22 protein-coding genes, 1 tRNA gene, 1 other RNA gene and 1 pseudogene are annotated in these 26,409 nt (G+C 64.5%); 11 read left to right on the top strand and 14 right to left on the bottom strand.

Going from position 1 to position 26,409, the window contains the following annotated elements; translation table 11 throughout:
- Positions 1-252 (bottom strand): phosphoribosylformylglycinamidine synthase subunit PurS, encoded by a 252-nt coding sequence (gene purS, locus QRN52_RS17480; protein ID WP_028265707.1) that lies wholly within the window; start codon positions 250-252, stop codon positions 1-3.
- 352 nt (positions 253-604) lie between these two features.
- On the opposite strand from purS, the gene QRN52_RS17475 reads away from it, so the two are divergent.
- The 3 genes from QRN52_RS17475 (at position 605) to QRN52_RS17465 (ending at position 4,670) form a co-directional block, all read left to right on the top strand.
- Positions 605-790 carry a hypothetical protein gene (locus QRN52_RS17475; RefSeq protein ID WP_059388516.1) on the top strand — a complete coding sequence of 62 codons (186 nt, stop codon included), beginning with the start codon at positions 605-607 and terminating at the stop codon, positions 788-790.
- A 135-nt stretch (positions 791-925) separates the two neighbouring features.
- Complete coding sequence (locus tag QRN52_RS17470; protein WP_059388517.1) at positions 926-1,216, top strand: DUF1540 domain-containing protein; 291 nt, start codon at positions 926-928, stop codon at positions 1,214-1,216.
- 280 nt (positions 1,217-1,496) lie between these two features.
- On the top strand, positions 1,497-4,670 hold the full coding sequence (locus tag QRN52_RS17465; RefSeq protein ID WP_502869724.1) for a S8 family serine peptidase: 3,174 nt from the start codon (positions 1,497-1,499) through the stop codon (positions 4,668-4,670).
- Between the two features lie 244 nt (positions 4,671-4,914).
- On the opposite strand, the gene QRN52_RS17460 is transcribed toward QRN52_RS17465, so the two are convergent.
- The 4 genes from QRN52_RS17460 to QRN52_RS17445 are packed head-to-tail and all read right to left on the bottom strand — an operon-like array spanning position 4,915 to position 7,297.
- On the bottom strand, positions 4,915-5,286 hold the full coding sequence (locus QRN52_RS17460) for a serine protease inhibitor (protein ID WP_284754595.1): 372 nt from the start codon (positions 5,284-5,286) through the stop codon (positions 4,915-4,917).
- Complete coding sequence (locus QRN52_RS17455) at positions 5,283-6,188, bottom strand: 3-methyladenine DNA glycosylase (RefSeq protein ID WP_284754731.1); 906 nt, start codon at positions 6,186-6,188, stop codon at positions 5,283-5,285. The genes QRN52_RS17460 and QRN52_RS17455 overlap by 4 nt, the downstream gene beginning before the upstream one ends.
- Positions 6,189-6,222: 34 nt before the next feature.
- Positions 6,223-6,777: an SSI family serine proteinase inhibitor gene (locus QRN52_RS17450; protein ID WP_284754593.1), complete on the bottom strand. Its 555-nt coding sequence runs from the start codon at positions 6,775-6,777 to the stop codon at positions 6,223-6,225.
- Positions 6,778-6,802: 25 nt separating this feature from the next.
- Positions 6,803-7,297 (bottom strand): MarR family winged helix-turn-helix transcriptional regulator, encoded by a 495-nt coding sequence (locus tag QRN52_RS17445; protein ID WP_284754591.1) that lies wholly within the window; start codon positions 7,295-7,297, stop codon positions 6,803-6,805.
- 124 nt (positions 7,298-7,421) lie between these two features.
- Between QRN52_RS17445 and QRN52_RS17440 the strand changes: the two genes are divergently transcribed.
- Together QRN52_RS17440 and QRN52_RS17435 are read left to right on the top strand one after the other, a co-directional pair.
- Positions 7,422-7,631, top strand: coding sequence for a hypothetical protein (locus tag QRN52_RS17440; protein WP_284754589.1), 210 nt, complete (start codon positions 7,422-7,424; stop codon positions 7,629-7,631).
- A 224-nt stretch (positions 7,632-7,855) separates the two neighbouring features.
- A complete protein-coding gene (locus QRN52_RS17435) occupies positions 7,856-8,035 on the top strand; it encodes a hypothetical protein (protein ID WP_284754587.1) in 180 nt (59 codons plus the stop codon).
- A gap of 153 nt (positions 8,036-8,188) precedes the next feature.
- Here QRN52_RS17435 and QRN52_RS17430 read toward each other — a convergent pair whose 3' ends face one another.
- Positions 8,189-9,535, bottom strand: coding sequence for an aspartate kinase (locus tag QRN52_RS17430; protein ID WP_284754584.1), 1,347 nt, complete (start codon positions 9,533-9,535; stop codon positions 8,189-8,191).
- 252 nt (positions 9,536-9,787) lie between these two features.
- Here QRN52_RS17430 and QRN52_RS17425 point away from each other — a divergent pair, with 252 nt between their 5' ends.
- Positions 9,788-10,744, top strand: a complete 957-nt coding sequence (locus QRN52_RS17425) for an ABC transporter ATP-binding protein (RefSeq protein WP_284754582.1) — start codon at positions 9,788-9,790, stop codon at positions 10,742-10,744.
- Positions 10,741-11,934: an ABC transporter permease gene (locus QRN52_RS17420; protein WP_284754580.1), complete on the top strand. Its 1,194-nt coding sequence runs from the start codon at positions 10,741-10,743 to the stop codon at positions 11,932-11,934. Before QRN52_RS17425 ends, QRN52_RS17420 begins: the two co-directional genes overlap by 4 nt.
- 36 nt (positions 11,935-11,970) lie before the next feature.
- Here QRN52_RS17420 and recR read toward each other — a convergent pair whose 3' ends face one another.
- The 4 genes from recR to QRN52_RS17400 form a co-directional block, all read right to left on the bottom strand.
- Positions 11,971-12,570, bottom strand: a complete 600-nt coding sequence (gene recR, locus QRN52_RS17415) for a recombination mediator RecR (protein ID WP_284754578.1) — start codon at positions 12,568-12,570, stop codon at positions 11,971-11,973.
- Positions 12,571-12,729: 159 nt separating this feature from the next.
- A complete protein-coding gene (locus tag QRN52_RS17410; protein WP_284754577.1) occupies positions 12,730-16,020 on the bottom strand; it encodes a DNA polymerase III subunit gamma and tau in 3,291 nt (1,096 codons plus the stop codon).
- Between the two features lie 33 nt (positions 16,021-16,053).
- Positions 16,054-16,150, bottom strand: an RNA gene (gene ffs / locus QRN52_RS17405) — signal recognition particle sRNA small type.
- An 84-nt stretch (positions 16,151-16,234) separates the two neighbouring features.
- Entirely contained in the window at positions 16,235-16,558 is a 324-nt protein-coding gene (locus QRN52_RS17400) for a YqfO family protein (protein WP_284754575.1), read from the bottom strand.
- A 310-nt stretch (positions 16,559-16,868) separates the two neighbouring features.
- On the opposite strand from QRN52_RS17400, the gene QRN52_RS17395 reads away from it, so the two are divergent.
- A tRNA-Ser gene (locus QRN52_RS17395) sits at positions 16,869-16,953 on the top strand.
- Between the two features lie 200 nt (positions 16,954-17,153).
- Here QRN52_RS17395 and QRN52_RS17390 read toward each other — a convergent pair.
- The gene (locus QRN52_RS17390; protein WP_284754573.1) at positions 17,154-18,053 is read right to left on the bottom strand and encodes a LysR substrate-binding domain-containing protein; all 900 of its coding nucleotides are present in this window, start codon (positions 18,051-18,053) and stop codon (positions 17,154-17,156) included.
- 123 nt (positions 18,054-18,176) lie between these two features.
- On the opposite strand from QRN52_RS17390, the gene QRN52_RS17385 reads away from it, so the two are divergent.
- Positions 18,177-21,680 carry a proline dehydrogenase family protein gene (locus QRN52_RS17385; RefSeq protein WP_284754571.1) on the top strand — a complete coding sequence of 1,168 codons (3,504 nt, stop codon included), beginning with the start codon at positions 18,177-18,179 and terminating at the stop codon, positions 21,678-21,680.
- A 60-nt stretch (positions 21,681-21,740) separates the two neighbouring features.
- On the opposite strand, the gene QRN52_RS17380 is transcribed toward QRN52_RS17385, so the two are convergent.
- Positions 21,741-22,652: an oxygenase MpaB family protein gene (locus QRN52_RS17380; RefSeq protein WP_284754569.1), complete on the bottom strand. Its 912-nt coding sequence runs from the start codon at positions 22,650-22,652 to the stop codon at positions 21,741-21,743.
- 126 nt (positions 22,653-22,778) lie between these two features.
- Entirely contained in the window at positions 22,779-24,245 is a 1,467-nt protein-coding gene (locus tag QRN52_RS17375; RefSeq protein ID WP_284754568.1) for an MFS transporter, read from the bottom strand.
- Between the two features lie 97 nt (positions 24,246-24,342).
- Here QRN52_RS17375 and QRN52_RS17370 point away from each other — a divergent pair, with 97 nt between their 5' ends.
- Together QRN52_RS17370 and QRN52_RS23965 are read left to right on the top strand one after the other, a co-directional pair.
- Entirely contained in the window at positions 24,343-24,723 is a 381-nt protein-coding gene (locus QRN52_RS17370; protein ID WP_234752616.1) for a MarR family winged helix-turn-helix transcriptional regulator, read from the top strand.
- A 311-nt stretch (positions 24,724-25,034) separates the two neighbouring features.
- Positions 25,035-25,583: pseudogene (locus QRN52_RS23965) on the top strand (M23 family metallopeptidase); the annotation flags it as partial.
- Between the two features lie 74 nt (positions 25,584-25,657).
- Here QRN52_RS23965 and QRN52_RS17360 read toward each other — a convergent pair.
- The gene (locus QRN52_RS17360) at positions 25,658-26,314 is read right to left on the bottom strand and encodes a hypothetical protein (RefSeq protein ID WP_284754738.1); all 657 of its coding nucleotides are present in this window, start codon (positions 26,312-26,314) and stop codon (positions 25,658-25,660) included.
- Between the last annotated feature and the right edge of the window lie 95 nt (positions 26,315-26,409).

Raw genomic sequence — 26,409 nt, 5'->3', positions numbered from 1 at the left:
TCAGGCCTCGACGACCTCAACGTTGACGACGTCTTCGATCACGGGGTTGGACAGCAGGGTCTCGGCGGCCTCACGGGCCTGGGCGAGGATGGCGTCGGTCACCTCGCCGTCGACGGTCAGTTCGAAGCGCTTGCCCTGGCGGACTGCGCTAAAGCTGGTGAAGCCGAGGCGGGGCAGTGCGCCCACGATGGCCTTCCCCTGAGGGTCCAGAATCTCGGGCTTGGGCATGACGTCGACGACGATCCGGGGCATCCGGTAACTCCTGTGCGTGAGCGTTGGTTAAACCTTGGTTAAAGGCTGCCGCGGAGTGGTGCCGTCTCACGCCGGAACTGCCTCTAAACAGCGTTCAGCAACAGTGTTTACCGGCAGGGTCTTACGGAATAAGGGGGGCGCTCCGCGAGCTTGCATGCCCATTCTACCGGCCAAATCGCTACATACCCTATTTGCGGGAGATCGGTGAAGAGGTGGCTACCAAGCAAAAGGTACGCGCCAATTCGCGGCGACCACCCGCCGTCGTCGGGGGTTTTCAATGCCCGACGGCGGCCCGGGGCACTGCACGACGGCGGCTCTGGCCGGGGGTGGTTTGCGTCACTAGGATTGCGGCATGGCCGAGAACGCTAAGTCGATGGTTTTGCCCGTGGTCCTTGCCGCCGTTTTTGCCGGCCTTGGGAGGATGGTTTTCCAAAGGATCATGGCAGACAGGGCGGCCCGGGAAAACCGCATTTCCGTCCCGCCTGACGCTTCGACAAGGGCCAAAATCAGCGATGCGTTGCGAGGGATCCATTCTTAGTGCGGACTGTCCGCTGACAGCAACTGGAGCGCAATAGGGTACGCGCAAATGCGCTAATCCTCCGGGTTAAAGGTGCGTATTCGGGAGTAGTTTGGAATTGCTGTCAAGGAAATTCCCCGTCCAACTGGAGGAGCAATGACCGAACACGTCGCCGAAGTGTCCGCATGCAGCGTTGGCAGCTGCGGATTCAACCATCATGGCTGCACCGCCTTCGGAATCACGATTGGCGGAACCGCGGATCACGCATCCTGTGCCACCTTCATTGACACGACGCTCATGGGAGGCCTCCCCAAGGTCCTGGCGCATGTCGGTGCCTGCCAGCGCTCGGAATGCACACACAACAACAACCTCATGTGCGAGGCCCACGATGTCCGGATCGGCCCTGGTGCCGAGGCGGCTGATTGCTTGACGTACCAACACGCCTGAGGCTCCTCTCAGCCCGCCTTCGCCTAAATATCTGAATATCCGCACAGCGGGCACGTCCCCTCCCGACGGGGGCGTGCCCGCTGCTGCGCGCGGATGTATTCTGATGCCAAATGACATGACAAAAAACGTGAAATGTGTCCTATGTAATATTCAGCTATCGCTCTGTACTCTATGAATCGGCTGGGCTTTACCTGATTACAAGAACTGTCAATCGGTGTCCATCCTTAGTTGATTGATCTTGACATGACCGCCACGATCGCCCGGAAAGGTGCAATCACTCGTGAATTCACAAGGAAAGAGCTTCATTGGAAGCGGGGGGCTTCGAAAAGCTGCGGCGCTAGCCGTCGGACTACCGGTTCTGCTCTCCTCAGTGGCGTTGACACCCGCTCAAGCTGCGCCCGCTTCCGGCTCATCGGTCTTCGGATCAACGGTCGCGGGGGTTGCCCGGAATGTCGACCCCAATTCTTATCAGGATGGCCGCTACGTTGTGGTGCTGGCAGAGAAGCCAGCGGCCACTTACGACGGCGGAACGCCCGGCTACGTGCCTACCAAGCCGCAGGCGGGCAAGAAACTGGACGTCGGCAAGGCCGAAGTGAAGCAGTACCAGGCCCACCTGCAGCAGAAGCAGCAGGACGTGGCCAAGCAGCAGAGCGTGAGCATCAATCGCGACTACACCACGGCGATCAACGGCTTCAGCGCCACCCTTTCCGCGAACCAGGCCGTCAATCTCGCGAAGAATCCCGATGTCCTCCTCGTGGCCCCTGACACCCAGTCCGCTCCTGACTACTCCACCACCGATTTCCTCAACCTCAGTGGACCGAACGGGATCTGGAATACCCAGTTCGGTGGCCAGGACCAGGCCGGCAAGGGCACCGTGGTGGGCGTCATCGACACCGGCTACACGCCCACAAGCAAGTTCTTCGCAGGAGATCCCGTCCAGCCGCTGGTCGGGGACCCCCAGGTAGGCGTCCCGTATCGCACCAGTGACGGCAAGATCGCCATGCTGAAGGCCAACGGAGATACGTTCGTGGGCGAGTGCCAGAAAGGTACCGACACGGGGGCGGCCTTTGACGGCACCGCTTGCAATTCCAAGGTCCTCAGCGCCCACTACTTCGCAGATGCCTTCCTGCAAACGGTTCCGCCCGCCCAACGGGCACCCCAGGAACAGATCTCGCCCATCGACATCGTGAGCCACGGCACGCACACTGCCAGCACCGCCGCAGGCAACCCGGGTGTGGAAACGTTCGTCGATGGCCGCAGCTTCGGCAAGACGAGCGGCGTGGCACCGGCTGCCAAGCTCTCCATCTACAAGGTCTGCTGGGAAGACACCGACCCCAATTCGGGCGGTTGCTACAGTTCCGCGGCCATCGCCGCCATTGACCAGGCCATTGCCGACGGCGTGGACGTCCTGAATTACTCCATTTCGGGCGCTACGGACACCACCACCGACCCGGTCTCGCTCGCATTTCTCTCTGCTGCGTCGGCCGGCATCTTTGTGGCCGCGTCCGCCGGTAACTCGGGTCCGCAGGCCAGCACCGTCAACCATGGCGCACCCTGGATGACCACGGTTGCGGCTAGTTCCTTCTCCCAGGAACTCCAGGGAACCGTCGAATTCTCCGACGGCACCAAGTTCCGCGGAGCCAGCATCATGAACCACCAGGTGAGCGGGGCCGGCGTCGTGCTTTCCGCAAACGCTGCCTCGGGTACCGGTAACGCAGCGCTCTGCGCGCCGGGCTCACTCGACCCGGCGAAAATCGTCGGCAAAGTAGTGGTGTGTGACCGCGGGGTGGTTGACCGCGTCGCCAAGAGCGCCGAGGTGCTCCGCGGCGGCGGTGTGGGCATGATCCTCGTGAACCTCACCAACTCCTCCTTGGACACGGACAAGCACGCAGTGCCCACAGTCCACGTCAATCCTCCGGCCTCGCAGGCCATCAAGGACAAGGTAGCGGCCAACCCTGGAATTACGGTTTCCCTGGTTGACCACGACACCACCGGGCTTCCGCTCGAGGCCCAGCCGCAGATCGCCGGATTCTCCTCCCGGGGCCCGCTCCTCGCCACCGATTCGGATCTGCTCAAGCCGGACATTTCGGCTCCCGGCGTTGCCGTGCTGGCAGGGGTTTCGCCTATCGGCAGCAAAGGCGATGAGTACGGATTCATGTCCGGTACCTCCATGGCGTCCCCGCACATCGCAGGTTTCGGAGCGTTGATCCTGGCGAAGAATCCCGATTGGTCACCTGCAACGGTCAAGTCGGCCATGATGACGACGGCGAGTGACGTCAAGCTGGCCGATGGAAGCAAGAACCAGGACGTCTTCGCCACGGGTGCGGGAGAGATGAACCCTGCCAGCGTGCTGGAACCGGGCCTGGTCTACGATGCCGGAACCGAGGACTACCTGAAGTTCATCCAGGGTACCGGCGTCGATCTCGGCAAGCCGGGACTTGGGTCGACACTGCCACGCGACATGAACCTTCCGTCGTTCGCCCTGGGTAACCTCGCGGGCAAGATCGAGGTCACCCGGACCGTCACGGCCCTGACTCCCGGACAATACCGGGCCACAGCCGATGTCCCGGGCGTTGACGTCAAGGTCACCCCGTCCGTGCTGAACTTCAACGAAGTCGGCCAGAAGAAGACCTTCAAGGTGACCTTCGAAAACAGGAGCGCGGCACTCGGGGCGTTCGCTATGGGATCGCTGAAATGGGAAGGCGCCAACAAATCGGTTGTCTCTCCGATTGCGGTCCGTCCGCAGTCGGTACTGGCTTCCAAGAGCGTCGCCTTCACGTCCCAGCAGGCAAACGGTTCGGCGGACATCAACATCGTCTCCGGTTCCGACTCTCCCACGGCGGTGACCATTGACGGCCTCTCCAAGGCAGACTCCTCGGCCGCGGAGCTTGTCCCAGGTCCGGTGGCTGTGGCGAACAATACCTCGAACTTCGTCAAGACAGCCACGGTTGCCCCCGGAACAGCCTTCGCGAAGTTCTCGGTGATTTCCTCCGATCCCACGGCGGATTTCGATCTGTATGCGATATCACCGTCAGGTCAGTTGCTCACGGCAGCCACACCGAGTGCCAGTGAGTCCCTCTCGCTCGACAACCCGGAGCCGGGGACTTACACCATCATCGCGAACCTGTATGCCAGCCCCAACAACCGGCCCACCAAGGCCAGCGTTGACGTAGCGATCCTAGGCGCAAACCAAGGCAACGCCACGGTCACGCCCAACCCGATCAAGATGAAGAACGGCAAATCCGGGAAGCTCACCTTCGCGTGGAACAACCTGACGCCAGGCTCCTACATCGGTCGACTCACATTTGCGGGCACCAGCTCGCCGACGTTCGTGTCGGTCCTGGTCGCGGCAAACGGCAGCGTGTCCGTGGTGCCGAACGATGACCAGGAAGGCGAGCACGGCAAGGGCAAACTGCAGAACGTGGGGGAGGACCAGCCAAACAACGCGCCGTAGCGCGGCAGTGATGGTCTGACAGATATGCGAGGCGGGCGCCGGCGGGACATCCCACCGGCCGCTTTCTTGTTCCCCCTCCCCGGACGCTCGCTCACATATATGTCCCTTTTGGCGGACGCTCGCTCACCTATGAGCCCAAACGGTGGAACCCTCGCTCAGATGATCTGAGCGAGCGTTGGGCCGGGGGCGGTTGTTTGTGAGCGAGCGTTGGACCGGGGGCGGTTGTTTGTGAGCGAGCGTTGGGTTAGATGTTTCCCGTGGAACCTGCCACGCCGCCGAGGAGGGCCGACATGGTTCGCCAACGGGCGATCTCGCAGCCGTCTGTCCGGCTGAAGCGGCTGCTGACCTCGCGCCCGCGGAACCGGCCCGTGACCATGGCCACCTGCGGGCCGCCGTATTGCTGGGTGCAAATCCGGTCCGGCCGGGGAACCGGGAAGAAAATCTCTTCGCCGAATTGCTCGACGGCGGCAAGCGCCGCGCGGGGGTCCGGAAGGGTCGAGCCTTCGGAGACTTCGCCGCCCGAGCCGAGCAGGACGAACTCATATTCCACGGCGCCTGGCGCCTCCGTCAGCGTGATGGTGAGTTCGACGTCGTACTTTCCTGTGCTTGAAGTCATCGCTGTCCTTCGTGGGCCGGTGTTTGTCCTAGGAGTTCCAGAAGCGGCTGCAGCTCCTCGAGGACCCGCGCACGGAGCGCTTGGGCCTCGGCGGCGAATGCCCGCTGATACTCAACGTACTCGGCCTTGCCTTGCGGTGTCTCGATCCTGATGGCCGGGTATCCCCACTCCTCAAGGTCGTAGGGCGAGGCCTGCATGTCCATGGCCCGGATCCGCCAGGACAGTTCGAAGCAGTCCATCACCAGCTCGCTCGGCAGGGCGGGGGTCAGTTTGTACGCCCATTTGTAGAGGTCCATGTTGGCGTGCAGGCAGCCGGGTTGCTCCATGGTGCGCTGGTTGTCCCGCGTCGGAGTGAGTTCGTTGAGCGGGGTGGCGTCGGGCGTGTAGAAGCGGAAGGCGTCGAAATGCGAGCAACGGATCCGGTTGTCTTCCACAACGGTGTCTGTGCCTTCGGAACCGAGACGCAGCTTGAGGTACTCATGGCGAAGATCGAACTTGTCCTGTCGGTAGACCATGGCCCACTCGTGCAGTCCGAAGCAACCAAACTGGGCGGGCCGGGCAACGGTTCCCGCGAGGATGATGCCGGCGAAGCGGATGGCCTCAGTGCGGTCGGCCACAAACCGGCTGCGATCGAAGGTGACCGCAACGGTACCGGCGGGCAACCCGGCGGCAGCCAGCGCGCCGTCGTCGAGGACTCGGTAATACTTCCACCCGGCCCGCTCTGCGGCTTTCGGACCGGAGAGGACGACGCCGTCGCCCGGGTGCCAGCGCAACAGCTGGCCGGGCTTCTGGGTGTAGTAGGTGAAGAGGAAGTCTTCCACGGGATGCTTCTGGCCTGCGGAGCGCCGGGCCAAGTACGGCTTGGCGTAGCGCTCGACCCGGGCGTGGTGGGCAGCCTCCATCGCAAGCCATTTCTCTTGCGGGAGGTTCTTGTACTTAAGCTCCGGCACCGCTTGAACCAAGGATGTCGGCGACGGCCGCCCATGCGGAAATCTCGCAGCCGTCAGTGAGTTTGTAGGAGGACTCGACTCCCACGCCATCGACGGCCCCGGTGACTATTGCCGTCTGGGGTCCGCCGTAACGCTGCTCGCAGACTTGGTCGCTGGGGCGCGGCGTGCGTGTGAGGAGGGCGGGGTTCTTTTTCAGGGCGGCGCACGCTGCGGCCGCGGTGGGGTGATGGCTTTCCGCGGAGGGGACGCCGCCGGTGCAGACGAGGGTGTAGCTTTCAGGGGTTGCCGTGGGGGAGAGCTTGACGATGATGGAAAGCTCGGCTTCTCCGAGGCCGGGGGAGCTGGGCGCGGGGGAGAACGAAGGAGTCGGTTTGCCGCTGGGAGATTCCGTCTCGTCCGGCAGGAGTCCGCTGGGGCTGGACGACGCGCTGCTGCCCGGGGACGAGCTGCTGGGCGTGCCGCCTCCAGTGCCCGGCGTGCAGGCGGCGAGCCCGGCGACGGCGAGGACAGCCAGAACGTACCGGACTATTCGCAAACGCATGGGGATCTCCTTGATTCCTGCCAGTTTATCGCCCGGCGGCCGCCCCCGGGAGTTGGGTGGCCGCGATGAGCCCGGTCATTGCCCGGTGCAGTTCCGCTACTTCGGCCCGCGTGAGGTGGAGTCGCTCCATGATGGTTCCCGGCACAGCCGTTGCCTGCTGCCTGAGGGCGGCGCCGGCTTCGGTCAGGGTGATGGCGAGGGCCCGTTCGTTTCCGTGTATGCGGTTGCGAGTAACGAATCCTGCTTCTTCGAGCCGGCGCAGGATGGGTGAAAGGGTGGCAGGCTCGTGCAGGAGAGCTTCGCTGATGTCCTTGAGCGTGCGCGGGCTGCGTTCCCAAAGGGCGAGCATTACGAGGTACTGGGGATGGGTCAGCCCCATCTTTTCAAGCACGGGCTTGTAGACGCCCACCACGCTCCGCGACGCCACGGTCAGGGCGAAGCACAATTGGCGCTCAAGTAGGAGGTCGTCTTCAGGAGGCGCGGTGGTTTTGGAGGCAACGGGTGTGCTTGCGGCAGCCATGGCTTGCTCCGTTCCGTGTCGGTGACCGGAATGTCCCGGTCGATAGTTAGTGCACTAATTGTTAGTGTACTCTTAAACCACAACATCCTTTTGAGAGAGGGTAGACCCGGTGGCCAAAGAGACCATGACCCAGAGATTCATGCGTGCAACTGGCAAGCTTCGGATCATTTTCGGGCCGGCACACAGCAGTTCCCTGGATCATGAAATGACCGAGGAGAACAAGCGCCTCCTCGTGCGGCGGCAGGCCGAAGCACAGCAATGGGAAACGATCCGCAGGCCGGACGGCAGCACCTACGTGGTCCCCAAGAACCCGGACGACAAGTCCCTTCGCTAATCCCCACCGGCTCCCGGCCTTCGCAAGTCGCCACCGGCCCCCAGGCAGGGGCCCTCGCCGGTGTGGGCCCAGCTCCCGGCCTTCGTCGATGGACGCCAACCCGGGCCTTTTACGGCTTCCGGGCGTAAAATTGGCCTCACTGGAACCACTCAGCTCCAACCGCACGGCTGGACCTCGCAGCGGGGAAGGAGGTGGGAATTGTGGGACATGCACTCGATAGCTTCATGAGGGTAACCGATCGACTGCGTTTCTGGTTCGGCCCGGCGACACGGGGCGACATTGATGCGCCCGTAGTCCACAAGCATGACGACTTCGAGACGGCGTCGGAAGAAGACCTGGGGCATTTCGTCGTCGAAACAGACGACCAGGGGCACCACTACGGAGTCCGCAAGGAAAGCGCCTGAAGCCGCTTGCGGCTCCAAAAGCCGCAGGAAAGCAAAAGAACCGGAGCTTGAGCTCCGGTTCTTTCACGTTCAAGTACTTCAGATCCCGACGGCGGGTGCCCGACGGCGGCGTCCGACAACGGGTGCCGACGGCGAGGTTCGGCTGGGGGTCCGCTAGCGGCCGGTGCCGCCATAGACGGTTGCTTCGGATTCGCCGTCGAGCTCGAACGCCTTGTGGATGGCGCGCACGGCGTCATCCAGGAGATCGGCGTGCGTGACCACGGAGATGCGGATCTCCGAGGTGGAAATCATGTTGATGTTGATGCCCGCGTCGGAGAGCGCCTTGAAGAAGGTGGCGGAGACGCCCGGGTGCGAACGCATGCCGGCGCCGATCAGCGAAAGCTTGCCGACGTTCTCGTTGTATTCGATGCTTTCGAAGCCGATTTCGGGCTGTGCGGCACGGAGGGCGGTGAGGGCATCGGCACCTTCAACGATGGGCAGGGTGAAGGAAATGTCCGTGCGGCCGGTTCCGTGGGTGGACACGTTCTGAACGATCATGTCGATGTTCGAGTGTGCCTTGGCGATGACCTGGAAAATCGCGGCGGCCTTGCCGGGGATGTCCGGGACGCCGACCACGGTGACCTTGGCTTCTGAACGGTCGTGTGCAACACCGGAGATGATTGGCTGCTCCAAGGCAACTCCCTCTTGAATCGTGATCTTGTCATCGGCGCTGGGCAGGACCCAGGTGCCTTCGTTCTGGCTGAATGAGGACCGGACGTGCAGTGGCACGCCGAATCGGCGAGCGTATTCCACGCAACGCAAGTGCAGGATCTTGGCGCCGGAAGCTGCCAGTTCCAACATTTCCTCACTGGAGATACGGTCGATCTTCGTGGCCGTGGAGACCACGCGCGGGTCCGCCGTGTAGATGCCGTCGACGTCCGTGTAGATTTCGCAGACGTCCGCTTCGAGCGCGGCGGCGAGTGCCACCGCAGTGGTATCCGATCCGCCGCGGCCAAGGGTAGTGATCTCCCGGGTGCTCCGGGTCATGCCCTGGAAACCGGCGACGATAGCGATGTGTCCCTTGTCCAATGCCGTGCGGATGCGGTGGGGGTCGACGTCGATGATGCGCGCCTTGCCGTGAATGCCGTCCGTGATCATGCCGGCCTGCGAGCCGGTGAACGACTGGGCGGAGGCGCCGAACTTGTTGATGGCCATGGCGAGCAGGGCCATGGAGATGCGCTCGCCTGCGGAGAGGAGCATGTCCATCTCACGCGCGGGAGCAGAATCGGTGACTTGAGCGGCGAGATCCAGGAGTTCGTCCGTGGTGTCTCCCATGGCGGATACCACCACGACAACCTCATTGCCGGCCTTTTGTGCGTCAACCACGCGGCGGGCAACACGCTTGATGCCTTCTGCATCGGACACCGAGGAGCCACCGAACTTCTGCACGATCAGCTGCTTGGTCTTGGCAGTCTGCGCGCTCAGGTCTTCGGTTTTCACATCGGTAGTGGGCAAACTCATGCGCGCACCCTCACTGCATCAAATTGGGGATCATACGTTGCGTGGCCAAGTAACGGCACGGCTACGTGGCTTATGTGGCCAGTTTATCGCCGGGCGCGGCAGCCGGGGGAATTGTGACCAAATCTCGGCCATTGGGTGCACGCTTGGTGGTTTCGGCTAGGCGTACGATCAAGAAATACGCAGCCTGGGGGCATGTGGGCTCACGGGATTGAAGCGTACTTGTTCTGTTTGGGGGAAACAGGTGAGTAGAGCATGTCCATAGCTGAAAGTTCAAGCGTGCCGGGCAGTGGCGCCCTCGGCGTATCCGCGGAAGGCGTCTCACGCCGCTTCGGCACGGTCCACGCAGTCGAGCACATCGATTTCCACGCGCCGGCAGGGAAGGTCACCGCGCTCATTGGGCCCAACGGTGCGGGCAAAACGACGCTCCTCCTCATGCTTGCCTCGCTTCTGCGGCCGGACTCCGGAACCATCAGGATCAACGGCTTGGACCCTGTCCATGACAGCGCCGCCGCGCGGCTTCGGATCGGCTGGATGCCGGACACCCTGGGAGTGTGGGAGTCCTTGACCGCGCGCGAAATCCTGGTCCAGATGGCACGCTTCTACCGCCTGCCCAAGGACGGCATTGCCCATCGTGTTGCCGGCTTGCTCGAACTTGTCCGCCTGGACACCCTTGCCGACCAGCCGGCCCGGGTCCTCTCCAGGGGCCAGCAACAGAGGCTCAGCCTGGCCCGTTCCCTCATCCACGACCCTTCCGTGCTCCTGCTCGACGAGCCTGCATCCGGCCTCGACCCGGGATCCCGGGTGGAGCTCCGGAACCTGCTGAGACGCCTGGCCGGGGAGGGGAAAGCCGTGGTGGTTTCCTCGCACGTGCTCAGTGAACTCGATGAAATCGCGGACGGAGCGGTGTTCGTCAGTCAAGGCCGGACCGTGAAACAGCAGACCCTCGAGGAGGCGGCCCTGCAGGGCCGGCGCTACGCGATCACAGCCCTCGACAACGAGGCCCTCACAGCAAAGCTCAGCGAACTAGGGCTGGAATACCGTGTGGAAGCCGGCCGCCGCCCGTCGGTCACCTTGCTGTTGACGCACGACGACGGCGCTGCCGCACTCTTGGGCGAACTCGTCCGGTCCGGCATCGGCGTGGTTTCCTTCGCCCCCGCAGCCGGTGCCTTGGAAGAGACGTACATGAACCTGGATACGGAGAAACGATGAGCGACGTGACTGGAACCGTGCCTGTTTCAGCGGGACCTCCAGCGGGACCGCAGGGAGCTACGGGAGGCGGGAACGCCGTCGTCGGCTATCTTGGCGGGATACGCGACGTCGTGGTCCTTGAGATGAAACAACGGCTGCGCTCCCGCGGCTGGTACATCATGTTGGGCATCTGGTTCTTTGTGATCGCCGTAGTGACGTGGCTGACCTGGCTCGCCTGGAATGCCAGCATGGAAGCACGGCGGTCCACGATGCCGCCGTCGGCGCTCTCGCCGCAGGACGGGGCGGGGTCCATGATCTTCGAGGTCGTGCTGGCCTTTGTGCTCCTCTTTGCGCTGCTTGTTGCGCCCGCGCTGTCCGCCAATGCAATCAACGGGGACCGGGCCGGAGGCACACTCGCCATCCTGCAAATCACCTTGCTGACCCCGGGCCAGATTCTCTGGGGCAAGTTCTGCGCGGGATGGCTCGCGGCGCTCGCCTTCCTGGCGACAAGTGCCCCCTTCCTTGTCTTCGGAATGTTCCAAGGCGGGCTGACCCCGGGGCACGTCGTGGTTTCCTTGCTGATGTTGGCGGTGGAACTGGCCGTTGTTTGCGGGATCGGAGTGGGGATTTCGGCGCTTGCTGGGCGGCCCTTGTTCTCGATCGTGGTGACCTACTTGGCAGTCGCCGCGCTGGTGGTCGGATCGCTGATTTCCTTCGGACTGGGATCGCAATTGGCCCAAGGGACGGTGTTGGCCAACTCTCCCGTTGGCCGTGGCGTTTTGTATGCGCCGGTGCAGCCGAATCAGCAGGGGCAGCCGCTTGAACCGGCGCAGCCGGCATACACCTGCGAGGGCCCCTTGGTGGAGCACCAGGCCATCCGGACCGACCGCATGGCGTGGATGCTCGCGTTGAATCCCTACGTGGTGGTGGCTGACGCCATTCCGTATCCGGACCGGAACGGGACAGGGTTCTACTCGGTCGGCATGATCGAGGGCATCAGCCAGGGAGCCAGGTCCGCGCTCGCTGGCCCGGAACGCACCTACCTTTGCGCCAACGGCGTGCCGCAGCCGCAATACCTCAAGCAGACGACGCCCTTGTGGCCGCTGGGACTAGGCCTGCAACTGGTCCTGACAGCTCTGCTCATGTGGCTTGGCTGGCGTTCGCTGCGGACGCCCGCGAGCCGGCTGGCCAGCGGGACGCGGATCGCGTAAGCCGGGTGGCTCGCCGGTGGGCTTTCAGCGCGCCGCCTACATGAGGGCGTTGCGGCGACCCTCGAAGGCCCGTCCCAGGGTAACTTCGTCCGCGTACTCCAGATCTCCACCCACGGGGAGGCCGGAAGCAAGCCTGGTGACGGTGATGCCGATCGACTTCAGCATGCGGGCCAGGTAGGTGGCCGTCGCTTCGCCTTCAAGGTTGGGGTCGGTTGCAATGATGATTTCCTGGATGGCGCCGTCGTTGAGCCGGGTCAGGAGCTCGCGGATACGGAGCTGGTCGGGCCCGATGCCAGCGATCGGATTGATGGCCCCACCCAGGACGTGGTAACGGCCGCGGAAGGACCGTGTGCGTTCCACAGCCAGGACATCCTTGGATTCTTCGACCACACAGATCACGGAGGGGTCGCGTCGCGGATCGCGGCAGATGTTGCACAGCTCCTGCTCGGTGACATTGCCGCAGACAGTGCAGAACTTCACCCGTTCCTTGACTGTGGTGATGGCCGCGACGAGCCGCTTCATGTCCTCGGGATCGGCCTCAAGGATGTGGAAGGCCAGGCGCTGCGCCGACTTCGGCCCGACGCCGGGCAGCCGGCCGAGCTCGTCGATCAGCTCTTGTACTGCGCCTTCGTACACAATGTCCTCGTTCGTTCGGTGTGGACGCCGTCGCTGTTCGGCACGCGTCGCGGTTTGGTGGCACCTTTTTGTGCGCCGGCGGGCTCTCGCAGGGTTCCATGGGGTTCCCCGGCCGACACCGTGCGGGCCCGCGCAGGGTGTGGTTACGTCGTCCGCTTGTTAGCGGCGCATGCTGTCCAGCGACCGTTCTTCCAGTAGCTTTCCGCCCAGAATACGCTCGACGGCGGCCCGTCCAAAGACTCCCGACTCCTCGATGGTTTCGTCGTCGGCACTCGGGATGTCTTCCACCACGGTGCCGGGAGCGACGGCGGCCCGTGCCGGTGCTTTCTCGCGCCCAGCCATGGCTTCGGGGCTGTTCGAAAGCCGCTGGTACAGGCTCTGTTTCCCGGTCCCCGGAGGCGCCGACTCTGAGGCAGAGGCTGAGGCTGAGGCAGGGGCAGACGGAGTGGCTTGCGCGAGTGCAACGGCCGGACGCGCGGTTTCGCCTCCGGGCGGCGTCGTTGTGGCCGGCGGCGTGCCGGCTGGCGGTGCGGCTGCTGGGGTTGCGCCCGCTGGCGGTGCGGGACTGGAGGCAGTGGGCTGGGGCGCCGACCACGTCGTTGACCAATCGGCGGCGGGCGCGGTGGCCGCTGCCTGCGCAGGTGCTGAAGCCTGCGGTTGGTTTGGAATCTGCGCGGCGGCAGGTTCATAGACGGGACTCGGCGTCGCCGGCCCGGATGAAGTGGCCTGACCGCCGGGGTCGGCGGACGTGCCCGAAGCCGCGGAACCAACGTTGGACTCCGTGCCGACAACCCACGAGCCCGGCGCGTGCTCGACAGCCCTGGACCACGGATCTTCCGAGGCTTTTTCCGAAGATGCTTTCTCGGGAGATGCTTGGGTGGGGCGCTTGCTCGCGGGGGCGGAGGCGGCCGAGACTGAGCTGTTCGGCGCGGAAGCGCCGCGTGGCGAAGCGGCGGCCGATGGGCCGACTGCCGGGGCTGCCTGGGCTACGGCTGCGGGGCCGGCCGTGGGAATGGCAGTGAAGCCCGAAGGAGCCGACGGCTCCCAATCCATGGGCGGTTCTTCGTCCAGCGGGGGAGCGTCCTCGTCCCGCGGGGGACCCCAATCATCGTCCGAATACGAGAAGTCCGCGGCCGGGCCTGTCGGTGCCGTTGCGGACTTCTCAGCTGCTGCGGCGGACGTCACCGGGGCAGCTGCCGAGGCCGGGGCCTCTGGAACCTGCGAGGCAGGACCATGCGCAGTGGAAACGGCTTGGGTCGGAGGGGCCTCGGAGGCCTGGGCCGCTTGGTACCCGAGTGTCCGTTCGGACGCCTCGCCAGGCGCAAGCGGAACCTGCCCTGACGCTGCCGGCGCCACAGGTGTCGCGGACGCCTTGTCTGCTTCCGGGGCGGCAGGGCTTTGTGCTGCAGGGGCAAGTCCCCATGCGCTATCCACGGCGGACGACACAGTCGGGGAGGCGCCACCCCCTACAGGGGGCGCCGGGTCAGCCGGTGCTTTTGGGTTTGGTTCAGAGCTACCTGAGCTGTTGCCGCCAACGACCGAAGTGATCTGGCAGTCGATGCCGATTGTCTTATGGATGGCCTGGCGAAGGTTCTCGGCATGGTCTGCGCGGCTGAAGGCGCTCGCAAGCCCATCAGTGCTGAATGCAAGAGTCAGAAGTTGGCCGTCGAACTGTGCAACCTGCGCGTTCGCTCCGACCAAGGCCCAACTGCTGCGCTTGATCTTGGTCAGCGTCTGGAGGATATCGGGCCAAGCTCTCCGGATGACCTCGACATCGGCCCCACCCGTAGCGGACCGCGGGGCCTGTGCGGGGGCTGGCTGTTGTGCGGGCGCTGACGGTTCTGCAGGCGCTGACGCCGAAGCTGGGGCTGGGGCGGGCGCTTGAGCTGGTGCCACACCCGGCTGGGATCGGTCATGTTCTGCCGCTGGATGAGCCGGAGCTTGGGCAGCTGGTTCGGGCGCGGGGCGGCTGGCCTGCTGCCTGGATTCGTCCACGGGCCAGTCGGTAGTGGATACCCGGGGCGGCGTCAGTTGTTCCCTGGGCGATCCCCCGGAAACAGGCGGATGGACAGGAGCCGGAGCCTCAGCAACCTCCGCTGGACCAGACGCAGTTGCTCTGGACACAGGTGAGTCGAGCACTGGTGAGGTGGGAACGGGGCTGGCTGCCGCCGTCGGGAGCTCCACTGGTTGATCCGCTGGGCGGGCAGTTGGCGCGGCGGCAGTTGAAGGAGCCGCAATAGCAGCCGGCGCCGTGTGGGCTTCCGCGGGAGGAAGCGCTCCGCCGTAGTTGAGGCGGCGTTCGACGCGGTCGATCCGGGCCGCGATGCCACGTTCGGTCTGCTCGGAACTGGGCAGCAGGATCCGGGCGCAGAGCAGCTCGAGATGCAGCCGGGGCGATGTGGCGCCGGTCATTTCAGTGAGTGCGGTGTTGGTGACATCGGCGGCGCGGGAAAGCTCAGCGGCACCGAGGTTGTTGGCCTGGCTACGCATGCGGGCGATCTGGTCCGCCGGCATGCCGCGGAGGATGGCTTGCGCGCTTTCCGGCATGGCCTGGATGATGATGAGGTCGCGGAACCGCTCCAGTAGATCCTCGACGAAGCGGCGGGGATCGTGCCCGGTTTGGATGACACGGTCCACGGCACGGAAAACGGTGGCGGAATCGGACGCGGCGATTGCCTCGACGACGTCGTCGAGCAGTGAAGCGTGGGTGTATCCAAGCAGCGCGACGGCGAGTTCATAGTCCAGGCCGTTGGGTCCGGCGCCGGCCATGAGCTGGTCCAGTACGGAGAGGGAATCCCGCACCGAGCCGCCGCCGGCCCGGATGACGAGGGAGAGCACGCCGGGCGCGACCGGCACGTTTTCCTGCTGGCAGAGAAGCTCGAGGTACTGCATCAGGGGCTCGGGCGGCACCAGCCGGAAGGGGTAGTGGTGCGTGCGGGAACGGATGGTGCCGATGACCTTGTCCGGCTCCGTGGTGGCGAAGATGAATTTGATGTGTTCCGGCGGCTCTTCGACGATCTTCAGCAGCGCGTTGAAGCCTGCAGAGGTGACCATGTGGGCTTCGTCAATGATGAAGATCTTGTAGCGGTCCCGCACAGGGGCGAAGGTGGCGCGTTCGCGGAGATCCCGGGCGTCGTCCACACCACCGTGGCTGGCGGCGTCGATCTCGATGACATCGAGGGATCCGGAGCCGCCGCGGGCCAGTTCGATGCAGCTGTTGCATTTGCCGCAGGGAGTGTCCGTGGGGCCTTCGGCGCAATTGAGGCAGCGGGCGAGGATGCGGGCGGACGTGGTTTTTCCGCAGCCGCGGGGGCCCGAGAAGAGGTAGGCATGGTTGACCCGGTTTTTGCGCAGGGCCGTCATGAGCGGCTCGGTGACGTGTTCCTGCCCGATAACGTCCGCGAAAGAATCGGGGCGATATCTGCGGTAAAGAGCAGTAGTAACAGTCACAGGGGAAACCTACCTATAGGGACTGACATTTAAATAAGAGACCCCTCATGCACCCGCCAGAGCCCATCTACCCTTGCTACCTTCCGGTCCTGGGGGAGTTCAACAGGATGACGCCACATGAGGGGCCGTCGACAAGCTTACCCGAAGTTATCGAGCCCTCCGAATTCGCGGACATGTCCCCTGTAAGAGCCAGAAAATGGACATGTCCAGTGGGTTAGCGCCAGCCGTTCACGGGCCACGTCATGAACGCTGGCTCCTCGTACGGGTGGGCCGAGCGCAGGGCTTGCACTACGGCGTCGAGCATGTCCGCTTCAACTACGCACTCGACCCGGATTTCCGGCACTGCTTCGCCTTGCCCCACGGCTCCGATGAACGGCTGTGCTCCGGGCATTGGAGTGAAGCGTCCAGTGCCCGGAGTGGTGAAGGAGCAATGCGAATAGTCCCCGATTCTGCCGGCCCCGGCATCGCCGATCGCTGCCAGCACGTTCTCAATGTGGGATGCCGGGACGTAGACAACGAGGGCGTGCAGTTGGCTCATGGCACCATCCTCCCAGTGGCCGCCCAAAAACAGGTCAAAGGATGGTTTCTAATCTCCATTGCCAAACCGTTGAACGCAGCGGACTATGGGTATGTACACCGATTGGGGCAATCTCAAGATTGTGAGCTGCAGGGCCTGGTTTCAGGGGCTGGACCCAGCAGCTCAACGGAGTGCCGGAGGAATGGACGCATTGGGGGCGTCCATTTTTACGTTTAAGCGCACGGAGGGCCCACTCGGCACCATGAATGTCCCGATTGGGCGATGCCGAAATTCTCGGGTACAGTGGAGTCTGCTTTTGATTCAGAAGCATGGAGAATTCGCCTAGCGGCCTATGGCGCACGCCTGGAACGCGTGTTGGGTTAACGCCCTCGGGGGTTCAAATCCCCCATTCTCCGCGTTTGGCCCCGGTCTTTGGACCGGGGCCTTTTTGCGTTCCCCGGGCCCCTAAAACCGAGCTCGCGGGCAGGCCTTGGAATCCTCTCGAGCTGCGTTGCCGAAACCGGGGATTGTTTCCAGGACCGGCTCCTGTTGCTGCCGGATGAGAAACAAGTGCCGGGTTGGCTGCGACGGCGCGAGCCAATCCCCACCCAAAGCCCTACATCCGTTCCGCAGCCACCCGTTCCAGCACTTCCCGGCACGCCAGGATTGCAGGGTGGATCCGGCCGGCGGTGCGGGTCGACGTGAAGACTGTCCGCTTGGGGAGCCCGGGGAGGTCCAGCAGTTGGACCGGCGTGGTCCGCCCTGTCCAGACGAGGTCCGGCATGAGGGCCACGGCATTGCCGGACTCGATAAGCCGGATTTGCGCTTGGAGATCGGCAGTTTCGTAGCGGACGTCGGGCTCGAAGCCGGCGGAGCGGCATGCTTGCTCCGCCCAGTGCCGGGACGCTGCGCCATGCGGTTCCATGACCCACGGCAGCGCAGCCGTGTCCGCGAGCGAGGAAATCGATTCGCCGCCAAGGCCAATCGGGGGAGTGGCGAGCCTGATGGCGTCGCTGGTCAGGGTGGCCCGGTCCAGGCCGGGATGATGCGGTGCCGCGTGCCCTGGGTACTGCTCGGCTACCACGATGTCGAAGTCGCGGGCCCACGTTTCGTAGAGCGCAGTCTCCGGCTCGCGTTGGATCATTTCGACGCGTACTTCGGGATACTCGCTCTTCATGATGGTGAGGAAGTCCGGCATGAGAGCCAGGGCGGCGGTTTGGAACACGGCCAGCCGGACGGTGCCGGTCACCGTGGAGAGAGACGCCGCGAGGTCCGTCTCTGCCCGCTCGAGGGTGGCCAGCACCGCTGCCGCGTGCTCCACGAGGATCTCGGCCTGCGGCGTCAGTTGCACTCGTCGGCCGGATTTTCTCAGCAGTTTCACGCCGGCTTCCTTCTCCAGCAAAGTCAATTGCTGGGACACAGAGGACGGGCTGTACTTCATCGCGTCCGCCACTTCTGCGAGGGTTCCGCGGATTTTCAATTCGTGCAGCAAGCGCAGCCTGCGGACGTCCAGCATTGGCCCTCCAGAAGGGTCGAGAAATCTAATGAATATTCTTCAGAAAAGATCGCTTTTCCTAATCTGATTGTAGATCCATACTGATGGAAACAAAGGACTCTCCGCACCAAAGGAACGAAGCGCATGAGCACACCAACCCGGGATTCGAGCATCGACGCCAGGACACAATCCACCCCGGAATCCGGACACCTCCAGGAGTTGGCCCACGAAGCCATCCAACTGGTTCGACACTGGCTCACCGAAGCCTCGAAGGTGCCCGTTGACCTTTCCGCACAGCGCCTCGCCGGCGTACTCAAGGACCCGAACGGCCTGGACTTCACCGTGGGATTCGTCGACGGCGTCATCCGCCCCGAGGACCTGTCCGTCGCCGGCCGCAACCTGGCCAAGCTGGCCCCCAAGGTCCCGGCCTTCCTGCCCTGGTACATGCGCGCTGCTGTGCGCACCGGCGGCGTGATGGCTCCGGTCCTGCCGCAGGTGGTCATCCCGATCGCCCGCAAAGTCCTCCGTGACATGGTGGGCCACCTGATCGTGGACGCCACGGATGCCAAGCTCGGCCCGGCCATCGCCAAGATCAAGCAGAACGGCGTCCACCTGAACGTGAACCTGCTGGGCGAGGCCGTCCTGGGCGAACGCGAAGCCAGCCGCAGGCTCGAGGGGACCCTCAAGCTCCTGGCCCGTGACGACGTCGACTACGTCTCCATCAAGGAGTCCTCCACGGTGGCCCCGCACTCGCTGTGGGCCTTCGACGAGGCCGTGGACCACGTGGTGGAGAAGCTCACCCCGCTCTACGAGCTGGCCGCATCTTTCCCCAAGCCCAAGTTCATCAACCTGGACATGGAGGAATACAAGGACCTCAGCCTGACCATGGCCGTGTTCACCCGGATCCTGGACAAGCCCGAATTCAAGAACCTCGAGGCCGGCATCGTGCTGCAGGCCTATCTCCCGGACGCGCTCTCGGCCATGCAGGAACTGCAGGAATGGGCTGCGGCCCGCCGGGCAAACGGCGGCGCTCCCATCAAGGTGCGCGTCGTCAAGGGCGCCAACCTGCCTATGGAACAGGTCCAGGCGTCCATCCAGGGCTGGCCGCTCGCTACGTGGGGCACCAAGCAGGATTCGGACACCAACTACAAGCGCGTCCTGAACTACGCGCTCACCCCCGAACATATCGATGCGGTCCGGATCGGCGTCGCCGGCCACAACCTCTTCGACGTGGCCTTCGCGTGGCTGCTGGCCAAGGAGCGCGGCATCGCCGCGCAGGGGCAAGGAGCGATTGAGTTCGAGATGCTCCTCGGTATGGCCACGGGCCAAGCCACGGCCGTCCGCAAGGACGTCGGCAGCCTCCTGTTGTACACACCGGTAGTGCACCCGGGCGAGTTCGACGTCGCCATCGCCTACCTGATCCGCCGCCTCGAAGAAGGCGCAAGCCAGGACAACTTCATGTCCGCCGTGTTCGAGCTTGGGGGGAACTCCCCAGAAAGCAGAACCCTGTTCGAACGCGAGAAGCAGCGTTTCCTCGCCTCCCTCGCTGAGTTGGACGACACTATTCCGGCCCCCAACCGGACCCAGGACCGCAATAAGCCCGCGGTCTCGGCGGGCAAAGAGGGCTTTGCCAACACTCCGGACACCGATCCTGCCTTGCCCGCCAACCGTGCCTGGGGCCGCGCCATCCTGGACCGTATTCCCGGCTCCACCGCCGGAAACGCGATTGTTGAAGCCAGCAAGGTCAGCGATTCCCAGGAACTGGACCGCATTATTGCCACCGCCGTGGAACACGGCAAAGCCTGGGGAGTCATGCCGGCTGCAGAGCGCGCAGCCATCCTGCACCGCGCAGGCGACATCCTGGAATCCCGCCGCGCCGAGCTCCTCGAGGTCATGGCCTCCGAGACCGGCAAGACGATCGAACAGGGCGACCCCGAAGTCAGCGAAGCAATCGACTTCGCGCACTACTACGCCGAGCGGGCCAAGGACCTGGAAACGGTCGACGGCGCCACGTTCGTCCCAGCGAAGCTCACCGTCGTGACCCCGCCGTGGAACTTCCCTGTGGCGATTCCCGCCGGCTCCACGCTGGCGGCACTCGCGGCGGGATCCGCCGTCGTGATCAAACCCGCAAAGCAGGCGCGCCGCTCCGGTGCCGTCATGGTGGACGCGCTGTGGGAGGCCGGTGTGCCGCGCGAAGTGCTGGCGCTCGTGCAACTCGAAGAACGCGAGCTCGGCACCCAGCTGGTCTCGCACCCCAGCGTTGACCGCGTGATCCTCACCGGCGGCTACGAGACCGCTGAGCTCTTCCGCTCCTTCCGGCAGGACCTCCCGCTGCTCGCGGAGACCTCGGGCAAGAACGCCATCATCGTCACCCCGCACGCGGACCTCGATCTCGCCGCCAAGGACGTCGTGTACTCGGCATTCGGGCACGCGGGACAGAAGTGCTCCGCCGCTTCGCTGGTGATCCTGGTGGGTTCCGTTGCCACGTCCGAGCGCTTCCACAACCAGCTGATTGACGCCGCCCGCTCGCTCAAGGTGGGCTACCCGGAGCAGGCCACAACCCAGATGGGTCCGATCATCGAGCCGGCTAACGGAAAGCTCCTCAACGCGCTGACAACCCTCGGCGACGGCGAGACCTGGGCCGTGAAGCCCGAGAAGCTCGACGAGACCGGCCGCTTGTGGTCCCCGGGCATCCGCTTCGGCGTCAAGCGTGGCTCCTACTTCCACCTGACCGAGTTCTTCGGCCCGGTCCTCGGAGTCATGACGGCATCCACTTTGGAAGAAGCCATCGCCATCCAGAACGAGATCGAATACGGCCTCACCGCCGGGCTGCACTCGCTCGATTCCGATGAAATGGGCGTCTGGTTGGACACGATCCAGGCCGGCAACCTCTACGTGAACCGCGGCATCACGGGTGCAATCGTCCAGCGGCAGCCGTTCGGCGGTTGGAAGAAGTCCGCCGTGGGCGCGGGCACCAAGGCCGGCGGACCCAACTACCTGGTGGGACTGGGCAGCTGGCTCCCCGCGGAGCCGGCCGCCAAGCGCGGTGCCACGCTCAAGGGTGCGGCCGCTTCGATCCTGGCCGCAGCCAAGGCCGCAGGCTCGCTTGTCGAAGCCAGCGACGCGGAGGCCCTGCAGAAGGCGCTCTTCAGCGACGCCGCGGCGTGGGCCACGGAATTCGGCACCCGCAAGGACGTCTCCGGCCTGAGCGCCGAGCGCAACGTCTTCCGGTACCGGGCCATCCCCGTGACCATCCGCCTGTCCGAGGGCGGGAAGCTCGTGGACTTGCTTCGCGTCGTAGCGGCCGGTGCAGTGGCGGGTTCGGCACTCACGGTATCCTCCGCCGTCGAGCTTCCCGAAGCTGTCATCGCAGCGTTCGCGGGGCTCGGCGTGAGCACCCGCATCCAGAACGACGCCGAATGGCTGGCTTCCGCGGCAGGCATCAACGGTGGCCGCATCCGCCTGATCGGCGGGGACAGCAGCGCCCTGAGCGCCGCCACCGGCGGCCGCCCCGACGTCGCGATCTACCACGGCACGGTGACCCCGGCCGGACGCATCGAGATGCTGCCGTTCCTGCACGAACAGGCCATCAGCATCACGGCACACCGCTTCGGCACTCCGAACCACCTGTCGGACGCGCTGATCTAGCGATTCGTCAAAGAAGCCCGGAGGGACGGCCACAAGCCGTTCAGCCGGGCTTCTTTGCGTTTACGCCTCGTACCCCAAGCGCCGCAACCGTTTCCGGGCGGCCTGCTCGCTGGGGCCGCTGCGGCCCAACGTCAGGCGCACGACGGCGAGGACCACCCGCGCGGCGAGAATCGACGGCAGCGGGATGGGGCCAAAACGGGCTTTTTCCAGCCCCAACAGTTCCCGATACCGGGGCTCCAGGCTAGCCACGGCCGCGGCGAACAAAATCCGGTAACCGGGTTGCAGCGACGCCTTCAACGGGGGATACCTGATGAAATCGATGGTTTCCCTGAGCCGCTCGTCAGCGCGGAGATGTCCGGACGCGTACCAGCGGTCCATTTCCGCCGTCACTTCCGCAAGGCTCAGGGGAGGGTCCTCGACTCCCATCAGGCGGCCCGCCTGCGCCCACTCGCGGATGTAGGCGTCGGCGCCGCCGGGGACCGACCCACCCCAGATCCTGTGCGCCGCCACGAAGGAATCCGCGTACGCGACGTGGACCCAGCGGAGAAGCTCGGGATCGTTGGCTGAGTACTCGCGGGTCTGTCCTTGGGCGTCAACGTAGCTGCCCTTGACGGAGTCATGCACCCGCCGCACGAAGTGGGTTGCCGTGTGCGCGGCATCCATGGAGCCGTAGCTCACGGTGAAGATCCAACGGATGGTGTTTGCCAGCCGCCCGAGGGGATCCCTTTTGAAACCTGAATGGTCGTACACGCCCGCCAAAGCGCCGGGGTGCAGGGACTGCATGAGCAGCACCCGGATTCCCGCGACGATCGTGGACATGGAACCGTGGACAGCCCAGACGGCCGATCCGGGAAGGTGGTATCCGGGGTCGTTTCCCTCCTCAAGCTGCAGCACCCAGTCGGGAGTGGACTGCGGGTGACCCGTAAAAGTCATCCGCAGTTCTGCTTGCCACTTCTTTAGGAAGTTGACCATGGTCCATTGTTGCGCAGCATTCTGTTGGCGCAAGGTGCCGTCTTGTTTACGCAGACGTGCTGGGTGAACGCCGAGGTGCCGGCCCGCTGTGGAAACAGCGGGCCGGCACCTCTCGCGCGAATCCTCTTAGGCTGCGGGTTGCTCAACAAGTGCCCGACGGCGGCGCGCCGGGGACGCTGCCACCAGCAGGGCCGCGATCGCTACGGCAGCGCTCAGGACCAGGCCGGGCCGGTACTGATCGAGCATGGCTGCCGCGCTGACGGTGCTGTTTGTGCCTGCGCCGGTGTCATGCCCACTGACGAGGGCCGTCGTCACGGCAAGGACCAAAGCTGCGCCAACCTGCGTGCTGGTCTGGATGAGTCCGGCGGCCAGACCCTGCTCCGAATCCCGGATGCCGGCGGTGGCTTGGACGTTGATGGACGGGAAAGCCAAGGCGAAACCGATGCCCAGCAGGATGACCGAGGGAAGGATGTCCAGCACGTAGTTGGGTGAGGTTCCAACGCGGAGGAACAAGACGTAGCCCAGTCCCATGGCGGTCAGGCCGGTGAGGATGAGCCTCGGAGCGCCGAATTTCTCGATGAACCTGTCCGCGAAGGGCGCGCTCGTTGCCACCAGGAGCCCGGTAGGAAGCAAGGCAAGCGCCATGCCCAGGGGAGACCAGCCGAGCACCGACTGCAGGTACATGGTGAGGATGAACTGGAAGCTCAGGTAGGAGCCGAACAATCCAATGGCGCTCAGGTTGGCGCGGGCCACCCAGCCCTCACGAAGGATGCCGAAGCGGATGAGCGGGTGCTTGACGCGGTTTTCGATGACAGCAAAGGTTGCCAGCACGGCGGCAGAGATGGCGAATCCGGCGATTGTTGCCACAGATCCCCAGCCCTTCTCCGGAGCTGAAACCAAGGTGTACACGAGGCCAAGCATGCCGAGCGCGAGGGTGACCGCGCCCCAGACATCATGGCCGCTCCCTTCCGTGGATGGCTTGTCACGGGGGATGAACAGCATGCCAAGAAGTACGACGGCGACGGCGATCGGTACCGATACCAGGAAGGTCCAGCGCCAGCTCAAGCTGGTCATGAGCCCGCCAACCACCAGCCCGAGCGAAAAGCCGCTCGCGCCGAAAGTGGTGAAGATGGACAGAGCCTTGTTGCGCTCGCGGCCTTCAGCGAAGTTGGTGGTGATGATGGAGAACCCGGTAGGGGCAGTGAACGCGGCGGCCAGGCCTTTGACGAATCGCGTGGCGATCAAGAGGGTGGGATCGTTCACGAGGCCGCCGAGGAGTGATGCCGCGGCGAACACGGTCAAGGCGATCAGGAAGATCCGACGCCGGCCCAGCAGGTCGGCAAGCCGCCCGCCTAGGAGCAACAGGCTCCCGTAGCCCAGGACATAGGCGGAAACGATCCACTGCAGGGAATCGGTTCCGAGGTGGAGTTCGTGGCCGATGGAGGGAAGGGCTACGCCCACCATGGAGACGTCCAGGCCGTCGAGGGCCAGAACTGTGCACACCACCATTAGCAGCAGCCACTGGGCCCGGGTCCAGCGGACGGCTGTATGGAGCTGCTCGGCAGATCTAGTGAGGGTGCTTGGTGAAGTCATGCACATCAATCTATATGACACGTCATTCAATGACAAGGAATATGACTAGGAATCTTATGACGTGGACTTTATTTAGGGTTTCGACTAGAATCGGGCCATGGCAACAACGCAGGATCGCCAGCTGGTTGAGCAATGGCGCAGCATCCAGAACTCGTACTTCCGCACCGCGGCCGCGATCGACCGCGCCCTCGAAGCCAAGTTCGACATCGGCCTGAACGAATTCGAAATCCTCGATCTCGTTGCCGAAAGCGTTGACTCAGCCTGCCGAATGAAGGCACTCGGGGAGCGGACTCCCATGACCCAGAGCGCCGTCTCCAAGGTTGTTGACCGCTTGGAGAAAGCCGGACTGGTCTCCCGCGTAACCTGCACGGATGACCGGCGCTCGCTGTACCTCGAACTGACCGACGCCGGCCGCGCGCTGCATTCGGATGCCGCCGTCGAGCACCGGGCTTTGCTGAAGGAGAACCTCGGCGAGTAGCCCGCCATGGTCCGGCGAGTGTTTCGCGGACCGGCCAAGTATGAAGTCGAGTGTTCCCATTCGATTTCATAGCGGCCACAATGGGACAAGCGCGCCCGTACTGGGGATGAGCGCCCGTCTCAGGAGCCGCTGTGGGAAAGCATCATGAGTCTGGCCAGGTTGTCGATCTGGTGCTCACAAGAAAATTTGGCCGGATCCTTTCGGCTTGCTTCCTTGCTGTCGTGGTGATCCTCGCTTTTGGTTTCCAGGGCCCGGGTTTAGGCGGACAGGCAAGTGACGGATCCTTGGCCACAGGGCAAGTCGAACCCCGCATGCTGCCCACGGATGGTGCCACCTCCAGCGCGCAGGAGACAGTGCCTCAAAGCCCCTCATCGGCCCCGGTCCAAGCAGGTGACAAAGCCACGGTGTCTTTTGAACGCTCCCCGGTCCAAACCCTCGACAAGAACGGCGTAGGCACCCTCAATGTCGCGTCGAGTTCCCTCGACCGGCCCCCTGCCGGGAAACTCTACGCGCCGCTCGAAATGCTGTTTCCGAGCTCGCCCTTCGGATTGAGGATAGATCCCTTCACCGGATTGCCGGGGGAGTTCCACTGGGGACAGGACTTCGCCGCGGCTTGCGGCACGCTCGTCTACGCAGCGGACTCCGGCGTGGTCCGGGCAGTGGGGTGGCACCCATGGGGTGGCGGCAATCGCGTGGAAATCGATCACGGCAACGGCCTCGTTACGACGTACAACCACCTGCAGGGCATCGCCGTCGTCAAGGGGCAATCGGTCCGGGTGGGCGAGGTCATTGCCAGGGTGGGAACCACGGGTTCCTCAACGGGTTGCCACTTGCACTTCGAGACGATCCTCAACGGCGTCTACACCAACCCCATGAACTGGACGTTCCTGCCAACCAAGCAGGTGGATCCCCTCGGCGATATCCCGATGGTGAGCTACCAGCCAGGTTCCGCCACTGCGACCTCGCCGGGGTCTGTCTGGTCCATCCCCGGGGCCGTGCCGACTGACCCGGGAGCCGTGCCCTCTGGACAGGCGGTGACCGGCGGGGTGCAGGAGACAAAGGTTGTGCCGCCGAGCCCGACTGGGACGCCGGCCGGCACCCCGACCGCGACGCCGACGGCGAAGCCCAGCCCGACTGGCACCCCGACTAAGACGCCGACCGGTTCGCCGACGGCGACGCCCAGCCCGACAGGGACGCCGACGCCGAGCCCGACTGGCACCCCGACCGCGACGCCGACGCCCTCGACAACCGCTACTCCCACGCCAAGTAAGACAACGGGCGGCACCCCGAGCCCATCGCCGTCGCCGGCTCCCACCGGGACGCAAGCGCCTGTGGTGACGCAGGCGCCGACGGCGACAGTCCCGCCCACGGCGATAGTTCCGCCTGTGGTGACGCAGGCGCCCACCTTGACCACACCGCCCACGGTGGCCCCGACGTCGAGCCTCCCCGCTCCGGCGCCGACCGTGACGAACACCCAGTCAACCCCGCCTCCGCCTCCGCCTCCGCCCGCGACGCCCACGCCGTCGGCGCCTACCGAGCCCGCGACGCCAGCGCCCAGCAGCCCCACGCCGTCGGTCACTGCAACTTCCAAAATGGCTTCCCCTAAGCCGTAGAAGTCATCGCTTTACTGGCGCGCACCCAACCGTCCTGCCGCGCGTAGACTCGAATGCGGCAGTTTGCCAACGT

The organism is Arthrobacter sp. efr-133-R2A-120, assembly GCF_030209835.1.
Classification (GTDB): Bacteria; Actinomycetota; Actinomycetes; order Actinomycetales; family Micrococcaceae; genus Arthrobacter.
This window is presented reverse-complemented; position numbering and strand designations above follow the sequence as displayed.